Source organism: Burkholderia sp. KCJ3K979 (genome assembly GCF_016759955.1).
Taxonomy (GTDB): Bacteria; Pseudomonadota; Gammaproteobacteria; order Burkholderiales; family Burkholderiaceae; genus Burkholderia; species Burkholderia orbicola.
Map to the genome: position 1 here is coordinate 1 of NZ_JACFYV010000252.1, position 8,837 is coordinate 8,837.

The window sequence follows — 8,837 nt, forward strand, 5'->3', positions numbered from 1 at the left end:
GCGAGCCGCTCGAGCCGGCGTGCGTGCGGCACGTGCGCGCCGTCCTTCAGCAGATGCCGCGCGATCTCGATCGCCTTCCACTCCAGATGACCGCCGCCGATCGTATGGCGGGCCGTGTCGCGCGTGACGAGCATCTTGGTGCCGGCTTCGCGCGGCGCCGAGCCGTCGGTGTGCGCGACCGTCACGAGCACGGCCGCTTCGCCGTGCGCGAGCAGTTGCTGCAGATCGCCGAGCCAGGCTTCCATCAGCACGCTCCGTTCGGGACGACGCGGCACGACACGCGGCGCGCGCTGGCGGGCGCGGCGGCAACGAGGACGGACGGGAGCGGGGCCGGCCGGCTGCACGGCCGAGGCCGTGCGGTAGCCGCGGACTGACGGCGAGCGCGAACGGCGCCGCCGGACGCGCGGACGCCATGAGGGTGACGGATGCGGATGGTTTGCGTTGTCATGATGAATCCAGTCGACATTGCGGATCGGGCGCGCGTTACGCAGGGAGCGGTGAAACCGCCTCGCCACGCGCACGTAGATCGCCATCCAGTCCCGAAGATAGCACCGCCACGCGGCGGGAACATGGCCGGGCGGTGATCCGGGCTATCAGGCGGCGATCATGTCGATCATAGGCCGGCCGCGCGGGATCGGGGGACCGATGCATGCACATCGGGCCCAAACGTACGCGTGACGGGGGCGGGAGCACGGCGATCGCGCGATGCGCGCGGGCCCGGAAATCCGGGCGGCGGCAGGGTAGGTGTTTACGTGCGGCGACCGGCCGGGGCTGGCGCAGGCGTCGGCCGGAGCCGCGTGACGAGTCGCTCGCCGGCGGCGCGTGGCCCGTGCGGTCGAGCCGCGCCGCCGGCCTTGCGGCCGGCAACGCGGCTGGCCGATCAGCCCGCCAGCTTGCGGCGATGACGCCAGAGGCTCGCGACGACCGCGACCAGGATCACGGCGAAGCCGATCAGCGCCCAGCCGGGCAGCAGGATGCCGAAAATCGGCGGGTAGACGGTCTCGCACAGCCCGGCGACCTTGAACATGCCGGGGAACCACTGCGCGGGCGGCAGGCTGTCGACGATCGGCTGCAGCGTGTCGAAGCCGCAGCTGAAGCCCGGATTCATCTGGATCGACAGGTGCCGTGCGGCCGTGCCGACACCGCCGGCCGCGGCGATCGCGATCAGCAGTTCGAGCACCCAGACGCCGCGCCAGTTGCGGATTCCGGCGGCCAGGAACGCGAAGATCCCGATCGCGCAGAAGAAGTAGCGCTGGATGATGCACAGCGGGCACGGGTCTTCGTTCTTCACGTACTGCAGATACAGCGCACCGGCCAGCAGGGCGATGCACACCCATCCGAGCAGCATCAGCAGGCGGCGTTCGCGGCGTAGTGCAAGCGTGTAGTCGTTCATGTCGGCGGGGTTCCTCGTCGGTCGGTCCGGAAAACAATCGCGCGATTTTAGCGCGAACGGTCTGGCACGAAACTGACAGCCCGCGTGCGGCACCCTGCCGCACGCGGGCGCGGCCCGCCGCCGATCCGGCTTGCCATCGGCTCGCGCGGTCAGCGGATCGTGTTCAGCACGGCCTCGACCGACTGGCCGATCGCGAGCAGCGCGTCGTCGCGATGCGGCGCCGCCGCGAGCATCAGGCCGACCGGCGCTGCGTCGCGCGGATGGCACGGCAGCGACAGCCCGCACGCATCGAGGAAGTTGAACGCGCTCGGGTTGCGCAGGATCAGCGCGTTGGTGCGCGTGAACGCGTCGTCGTCCGTTTCGAGTTCGGCGATGCGCGGCGGCACGACCGGGACCGTCGGCGCGACGAGCGCATCGAAGCGCGACCACACCGTGTGCGCGGCTTCGTCGAGCATCGCGGCGCGGGCGGCGAGCAGGTCGAGATAGTCGGCCGCGCTCGCCGGTTCGCCCTTCAGGATGCGCGTCAGCACGCGCGGGTCGTACTGGTCGCGATGCGTGGCGAGCAGCGGACGATGCCACGCGTACGCCTCGATCGGCGAGAAGCCGAAACGGTTGATCTCCGGGAGCCGGTCGAGCGCGGGAAAGCGCACTTCGGTGACGATCGCGCCGGCGGCTTCGAGATGCTTGAGCGCGGTGTCGAGCGCGGCCGCGACGTCGGCATCGACGCCGTCCGTCACGTAGTTCGTCAGCACGCCGAGCCGTACGCCTTCGAGCGGCCGGGCGGCCGGCACGTGCGGCTCGAGCCCCGCCAGCATCCGGTCGACGAGTGCGCAGCACGCGACCGTCAGGCCGATCGGGCCGAACGAGTCGAGCGTCGTCGACAGCGGCACGCCGCCTTGCGTCGGAATTCGGCTCGCGGTCGGCTTGAAGCCCGTCAGCCCGCACAGCGCGGCCGGAATGCGGATCGAGCCGCCGGTGTCGGTGCCGAGCGCGACGGCGGCCATCCCGTCGGCGACCGACGCGGCCGCTCCCGACGACGAGCCGCCCGAAATCCGTGCGTCGCCCGGCACGTCGCGGTGATACGGCGAGCGCGGGTTGCCGAAGTGCGGATTCAGCCCGAGCCCGGAGAACGCGAATTCGCTCATGTTGGTGCGGCCGACCAGTACCGCGCCCGCCCGCTTGAGCCGTGCGACGGCGACCGCATCGGTGCGCGCGGCCGGTGCGCCGTCGAGCACGCGCGATCCCGCGCGCGTGACCTGGCCCGCGACGTCGAACAGGTCCTTGACCGACACCGGAATGCCCGCGAGCGGCGACAGCACGGTGCCCGCGGCGCGTAGCCGGTCGTGTGCGTCGGCGGCCGCGCGGGCATTGTCCGCATCGACTTCGGTGAAGACGACGGCGCCCTGGCCAGACGGATCGGCGATCCGGTCGAGCGCGGTGTCGACGAGCGCGCGGCTCGTGGTCCGGCCGGCGGCGAGGTCGGCGGCGAGCTGGGCGAGCGGGGGAAACGGCGTGAAAGTGGTCATGGCGGCTCAGGGGCGAAGATGTTGAAGAAGCGTGGAGCGGAACGAATCGATATGGCTTTCGACGGCCGCGCGCGCGCCGGCGGCGTCGCGGGCGGACAGCCGGTCGAACAGCGCGCGATGCTCGTGCTGGACGTCGGCGAGATGGTGCGGTTCGGACAGCGTGACGAACCAGAAGCGCAGCGAGCGCTCGTGCAGCGCCCGCAGGATGTCGGCGAGCACCGCGTTGCGCGCGGCCGCGGCGATCGTCTGATGAAACGCGCGGTCGAGTTCCATCATGCCCTCGACGTCGTGCGTGTCGACGCAGGCCTGCCCGTCGTCGAGCAGCGCGGCCAGGCGCGCGAGATCGTCGGGCGTCGCATGGCGCGCGGCGAGTTCGGCGCAGTGCGCTTCGTTGATGCGCCGTACGTCGATCACCGCGACGATGTCGTCGAGCGAGAGCGGCTGCACCATCAAGCCCTTGCGCGGTATCACGGACAGCAGCCCTTCGAGCACGAGCCGATGCACGGCCTGGTGCACCGGCGTGCGGCCGATTCCGGTGCGTGCAACGAGGTCGGCTTCGTTGAGCGCGGCGCCCGGCTTCAGGCGCATCGTGATGATGTCCCGCTGGATCAGCGCGTACGCGCGGTCGGCGAGGCTGCCCGGCGATGCGGCGGGGCGGTCTCGGGTGACGTCGGTCAGGGTGCTCATGGCGATTGCGGCATCGGGGTCGGAAGGGGCGCGATCATGGCGCGGATGCTCGGGAAGCGTGGGGGGCGATCCCTGGATATTATTGTGATATATCACTGGTGTCCAGCGACGTTGACGTCAAACGGGCAGCGCCGGTGCGTGAGGCAGCCCGCTCTTCGGCGCGGCTTCCCACCGACTTGCAACAATATCGACAGGATGTTGCAGGTTTGCCGCGCGATCATGCACTGAAGCATAATGAATCCTCGTCTATCCCTACGCGCGAGCGACGCACCAGACCATCGTCATGAGCGAAAACACGCCTTCTTCGGCCGGTCTGCCCGGCACCTCTTCCGCTTCTTCCGATTCCCCCCGTCCCGATCCGGCGAAAACACCCGATGCGCCGGCCCCGCAGGCAGCCGCGCAGAACGTCGCCGATGACGGCGCGTCGCCCGTCACGGCCGCATCCGAGCCGGGTGCGCCCGGTGCGGCAGGCGCCGTCGGTGATGGCGCTGCGACGGCCGCGCCGCTGAAGCCGGGGGCACCGCCGCCCGGCTTCGGCGCGCCGCCCGATTTCGACACGCCGCGGCCGCCGCCCGCGAGCGCGCAGAATGCGCCGCCGGCCTACCTGAAGCAGAGCGACACACCGTGGTCGGTGTTCGGCCGGATCGTCGCGGCGCGAGCGCGGCGGCTGTTCGATCGCGCTGGCCAGCGCATCACCCAGCGCACGTTGCGCATCGGCGTGTCGGCGCGGATCTTCCATCCGGAGCCGGGCGCGAAGGGGCTGCGCGGCAAGACGCTGCAGTATCTCGAGGAATCGATCGCCCACTGGGTGATGTCGCGCGACGTGCTCGTGTTCATGATTCCGACCGTCGGCCATCAAGGCATGATCCATCCGAGCAATATCCGCCTGCGCGATTACGCGAAGCATCTCGATGGCCTGCTGCTGCAAGGTGGCGCCGACGTATCGCCGCAGACCTACGCGGCGTCGGATGCGCGTCCCGAATGGCCGGGCGATCGCGTGCGCGACATGTACGAGCTCGAGCTGCTGCACGAATTCGTCGAGTCCGGCAAACCCGTGCTCGGCGTGTGTCGCGGCTGCCAGCTGATCAACGTCGCGTTCGGCGGCTCGCTGTACCAGGACATCGCCACCGACGTGCCGACCGCGAATGCGCACGTGAGCGAGCATTACGACCAGCATCGTCACGCGATCCGCTTTCCCGATTCGTCGACGCTCGCGAGCATGTTCCCGGGGCGCAGCGAGGCGATCGTCAACTCGATTCACCACCAGGCGATCCGCGATCTCGGCCGCGATCTGAACATCGAGGCCGTGTCGGCGGGCGACGGGATCATCGAAGGCATTCGCCATCGGCGTTCGCCGTTCGTCGTCGGCGTGCAGTGGCATCCGGAGTTCCACCGCGCAGGCGGCTCGGAACTGCTCGACTGCACGCCGCTGCTCGATGCGTTCCTGCGCGCGGCGCGCGAAACGCGCCTGTAGCACGCCGAATTTTCCGTGTTGGATGAAGGCCGGCCGCGTCCCGATAAATTCGAGATGCGGCCGTTTCGTTTTGAACGATAATCGCGAGTTCCGATTCGTTCGCCGGAGTCTGACGTTGGCTTTCCGAAACTTTTCCCCTGCACGATGCGCAACGTGGATCGTTGCACTGGTTGCCTGCGCGCAAGCGGGCGCGGCCTGGTCCGCCGAGGCGACCGCCCCCGTCGCCGGTACGCGTCCGGCGGTCACGAGCCTGAGCGGCAGCGCGTCGCCGGCGGCATCGGCCGCGGCCGAGACGGACGCCGCTGCGCAAGGCAACGTCGCCGAGCTGACGCAGATGCTGCACGACGGCCGGATCGTCGAGATGCGGACGACGTACAACGGCAGCTACGGCGCGAGCCTGATGTTCGATCCGCGCGAGATGACGTATTACGTCGCGCTGTTCCAGGACAAGAACCTGTGGCGCGTGATCCGCTCGCAGGAAAAGAATCGCGCGGAGATGGTGTACGCGAACTTCGTCCAGCAGACCGCGCAGCTCGCCGATATCGAGATCCGCCGGACCGAGCTGCAGGCGCAGAAGGCGTTTCTCGAACGCGTGATCGCACTGCAGGCGAATCGCGCGCAGCAGTTGCAGGCCGACCTGAGCGTCGCGCGCAGCCAGCAGGCCGAAGTCGCGCAGCGGCAGCGGTCGGCGCAGGAACAGGCCCAGGCGCTGCAGGTCGAGAAGCGGGCTGCGCAGTTGCAGTTGCGCGATCTGCAGGAGCAGGTGCGGCAACTCGAGAGACAGAACGAGACGGGGCTGCCCGCGCACAAGTAACGATTCGTCGAACGGACGGAGCGAGACGAACGAAAACCCGGCGAAGCGATCTTCGCCGGGTTTTTTATTGCGCGGGCGTCAGTGCGCGAACGCGTCCGGCACGTCGGTCACGCGGCGGTGCGACAGTTGCGACGTCCAGTCGAAACCAGCCGCGCTCGGGTGCGCCGGGCGGGCCGGCTGCGTGGCGCGCAGCGCGTTCGCCATGGCGATCAGCGTGGCCGGATCGTCGAGCGAGTCGCGTGTATCGCGCGTGTCTGCCGTGCGCGGCGGTGGAGCGAGCCGATCGTGTGTGCCGGTGTTGGTCGCAGCGCGCTGGAGCGGCGCACGCTGGGTCGGCGGATGTGCGGCGAGTCGCGGCACGACCGGTGTGTGGGACGGTGCCGGCATCGTGCGCTGGCCGGTTGCCCGACGGGGCGACGCAGGCGCGGCGTGCCGCATGGCGGACGCCGTTTGCGGATGAAGCGATGCGGGGCGAAGCGGGGCGCGGTGCGTGGCGGGCGGCGTTTTCATCGTGTTCGCGACAGGTGCCGCGACCTTGCGCTGCGGCACGGCGTTCGTCGAGGTGGCCGGGTGAGTCGCGGCCATATGTATGGTGCCGGTCGACGTCGTGACGTGATCGGCCACACCGCCGGTCGCTTGAATCGCATACGCGGGACCGAAGCCCGCGGGCGGGTCGTACGTGCCGATCAGCCAGCCGATGATGCCGAGTGCGCCGATGCTCCAGTAGAGCGCGTACATCGCGCGCCGGTCACGAGGGCGGCGATGGCGCAAGCGTCGACCGGTGGCCGCAGCCGGCGGGGCAGGCAGCCCGCCCGAAGCCGGCAGCGCGGTCGCCGGCAGCGGTTGCCACCGGCATGCGGAGTGCGGCCAGTCGACGTCGATGCAGGACGTCGTCAGTGTCGCGAGGCAGTTCTTGCTGGACCGTGCACCGGGGGCACCGAGAAACCGCCATTCGCGACCGAACGGCGGGACCTGATCGAGCGGGTTGATGCGAGGGCGGGCGAGCGCGCCTTCGACCGGGACGAGGGGCGATGGGATCATGAAAGGGGTACGTCGTGCGACACGGGCGACCGTGCCGGCGCGGCGCGGAAATGTCGTCGCAAATCGTGACATTGTGGTCAGCCGGCGAAGGCAGGTCGATTAGATCAATCTGATTCTTGTGCCTTTTTGGGGGCGACTTGTACGAGGCGGATGCCGCGACGGCCGTGACAGGGGGCGCCAAGGGGCACCACAAGGCAAATGTCGGCCTGGCGTGGCATGATTCGCGAATCATGCCGGCGGCGCGCCGTTACGCGCCGTGCCGCCGGCGGGCAGCGATGCCCGGGCGCGCGGGCCCACCCTGCGCGTCGCGCATCGTCGGATTCATGCGGCGGCGCGGTATTCGCGCCGCCCGAGCTGAGCGAGAAAACATGTCCACAGCGTCCCCTGCCATCGCGCAGGAATCGAAAGTCCGCACCGTCTTCCGGGTCGTCAGCGGCAACTTCCTGGAAATGTACGACTTCATGGTCTACGGGTATTACGCGTCGGCCATCGCGAAAACATACTTTCCGAGCGGCAACGCGTTCGCGTCGCTGATGCTGTCGCTGTCGGTATTCGGCGCGGGTTTCCTGATGCGCCCGGTCGGTGCGATCGTGCTCGGCGCGTACATCGATCATCACGGCCGCCGCAAGGGCCTGATCCTGACGCTCGGGCTGATGGCGATCGGCACGCTCACCGTGGCCGCGATCCCGGGCTACGCGACGATCGGCGTGCTCGCGCCGGTGCTCGTGCTGCTCGGCCGGTTGTTGCAGGGCTTCTCGGCGGGCGTCGAGCTCGGCGGCGTGTCGGTCTACCTGTCGGAGATCGCGACGAAGGGCCACAAGGGGTTCTATACGTCGTGGCAGTCGGGCAGCCAGCAGGTGGCGGTCGTGTTCGCCGCGTTCGTCGGTGTCGTGCTGAACCGCGCGCTGCCGGTCGAGGAAATGACCGCGTGGGGCTGGCGCATTCCGTTCCTGATCGGCTGCCTGATCGTGCCGTTCCTGTTCCTGATTCGCCGGTCGCTGAAGGAGACCGACGAGTTTCTTGCGAAGCGTCACCGGCCGACGATGGGCGAGATCATGCGCTCGATGCTCGACAACTGGGGTGTCGTGGTGGCCGGCATGGGGATGGTGATCATGACGACGGTGTCGTTCTACATGATTACCGCGTACACGCCGACCTTCGGCAAGGAAGTGCTGCACCTGTCGTCGCTCGACGCGCTCGTCGTGACCGTTTGCGTCGGGATCTCGAATCTCGTGTGGCTGCCGCTGTCCGGCGCGCTGTCCGACCGCATCGGTCGCCGCCCGGTGCTGATCGCCTTCACCGTGCTGACGCTTGTGTCGGCTTATCCGGCCGTGCTGTGGCTCGTCGGCGATCCGTCGTTCCTGCGGCTGCTCGCGGTCGAGCTGTGGCTGTCGTTCCTGTACGCGTCGTACAACGGCGCGATGGTCGTCGCGCTGACCGAAGTGATGCCGGCCGACGTGCGGACGGCCGGCTTCTCGCTCGCGTACAGCCTGGCCACGACGATCGGCGGCTTCACGCCGGCGATCTCGACGCTGCTGATCCACCAGACGGGCAACAAGGCGGCGCCGGGACTGTGGCTGAGCGTGGCCGCGATCTGTGGCCTGATCGCGACGCTCGTGCTGTATCGCACGGCCGATGCGCGCAACCAGTACAAGTCAGCCTGACGGCGGCCGGTATATCGCGCGGTGTCGGCCGCGCATCACATTGAAAAGGGAGCGCGATGCGCTCCCTTTTTCGCTTGCGGTCATGCGTCGCGCAGCATGTCGGCCACCGAGGCCGCCACGTCGCGCCACGTGCCCGGGGCCGGCTGGCGGGCGATTCTGGCTCGCGGATACCACGGACAGTCGTCGCCGGTGAACCAGCGCCAGTCGGCCGCGAACGGCAGCATGACCCACAGCGGCT

General features: G+C 69.2%; 8 protein-coding genes. 3 read left to right on the top strand and 5 right to left on the bottom strand.

The features are described from left to right. The 4 genes from H3O04_RS31225 to H3O04_RS31240 form a co-directional block, all read right to left on the bottom strand. The coding region (locus H3O04_RS31225; RefSeq protein ID WP_272929905.1) for an XdhC family protein at window positions 1-245 on the bottom strand (245 nt) is incomplete at its 3' end. Between the two features lie 635 nt (window positions 246-880). Next, a complete protein-coding gene (locus H3O04_RS31230; RefSeq protein WP_006489750.1) occupies window positions 881-1,393 on the bottom strand; it encodes a disulfide bond formation protein B in 513 nt (170 codons plus the stop codon). Between the two features lie 149 nt (window positions 1,394-1,542). Then, window positions 1,543-2,919: an amidase gene (locus tag H3O04_RS31235; protein ID WP_027809005.1), complete on the bottom strand. Its 1,377-nt coding sequence runs from the start codon at window positions 2,917-2,919 to the stop codon at window positions 1,543-1,545. A 6-nt stretch (window positions 2,920-2,925) separates the two neighbouring features. Beyond that, window positions 2,926-3,606 carry a GntR family transcriptional regulator gene (locus tag H3O04_RS31240; RefSeq protein ID WP_023475804.1) on the bottom strand — a complete coding sequence of 227 codons (681 nt, stop codon included), beginning with the start codon at window positions 3,604-3,606 and terminating at the stop codon, window positions 2,926-2,928. 283 nt (window positions 3,607-3,889) lie between these two features. Here H3O04_RS31240 and H3O04_RS31245 point away from each other — a divergent pair, with 283 nt between their 5' ends. Both H3O04_RS31245 and H3O04_RS31250 read left to right on the top strand, forming a co-directional pair. After that, the gene (locus H3O04_RS31245) at window positions 3,890-5,080 is read left to right on the top strand and encodes a gamma-glutamyl-gamma-aminobutyrate hydrolase (protein WP_011544866.1); all 1,191 of its coding nucleotides are present in this window, start codon (window positions 3,890-3,892) and stop codon (window positions 5,078-5,080) included. A 115-nt stretch (window positions 5,081-5,195) separates the two neighbouring features. Next, entirely contained in the window at window positions 5,196-5,894 is a 699-nt protein-coding gene (locus H3O04_RS31250; protein ID WP_023475806.1) for a DUF2968 domain-containing protein, read from the top strand. Window positions 5,895-5,972: 78 nt separating this feature from the next. Here the strand turns inward: H3O04_RS31250 and H3O04_RS31255 are convergent, their stop codons facing one another. Continuing rightward, complete coding sequence (locus H3O04_RS31255) at window positions 5,973-6,935, bottom strand: hypothetical protein (protein ID WP_237666495.1); 963 nt, start codon at window positions 6,933-6,935, stop codon at window positions 5,973-5,975. A 368-nt stretch (window positions 6,936-7,303) separates the two neighbouring features. Here H3O04_RS31255 and H3O04_RS31260 point away from each other — a divergent pair, with 368 nt between their 5' ends. Then, window positions 7,304-8,599 (top strand): MFS transporter, encoded by a 1,296-nt coding sequence (locus H3O04_RS31260; RefSeq protein ID WP_011694210.1) that lies wholly within the window; start codon window positions 7,304-7,306, stop codon window positions 8,597-8,599. The last annotated feature ends 238 nt before the right edge of the window (window positions 8,600-8,837 follow it).

What these genes read in the sequence shown, in the direction of transcription:
- H3O04_RS31235 (WP_027809005.1), bottom strand. Translation starts at nt 2,919, where the DNA reads ATGACCACTTTCACGCCGTTTCCCCCGCTCGCCCAGCTCGCCGCCGAC.
- H3O04_RS31260 (WP_011694210.1), top strand. Translation starts at nt 7,304, where the DNA reads ATGTCCACAGCGTCCCCTGCCATCGCGCAGGAATCGAAAGTCCGCACC.
- H3O04_RS31230 (WP_006489750.1), bottom strand. Translation starts at nt 1,393, where the DNA reads ATGAACGACTACACGCTTGCACTACGCCGCGAACGCCGCCTGCTGATG.
- H3O04_RS31240 (WP_023475804.1), bottom strand. Translation starts at nt 3,606, where the DNA reads ATGAGCACCCTGACCGACGTCACCCGAGACCGCCCCGCCGCATCGCCG.
- H3O04_RS31255 (WP_237666495.1), bottom strand. Translation starts at nt 6,935, where the DNA reads ATGATCCCATCGCCCCTCGTCCCGGTCGAAGGCGCGCTCGCCCGCCCT.
- H3O04_RS31245 (WP_011544866.1), top strand. Translation starts at nt 3,890, where the DNA reads ATGAGCGAAAACACGCCTTCTTCGGCCGGTCTGCCCGGCACCTCTTCC.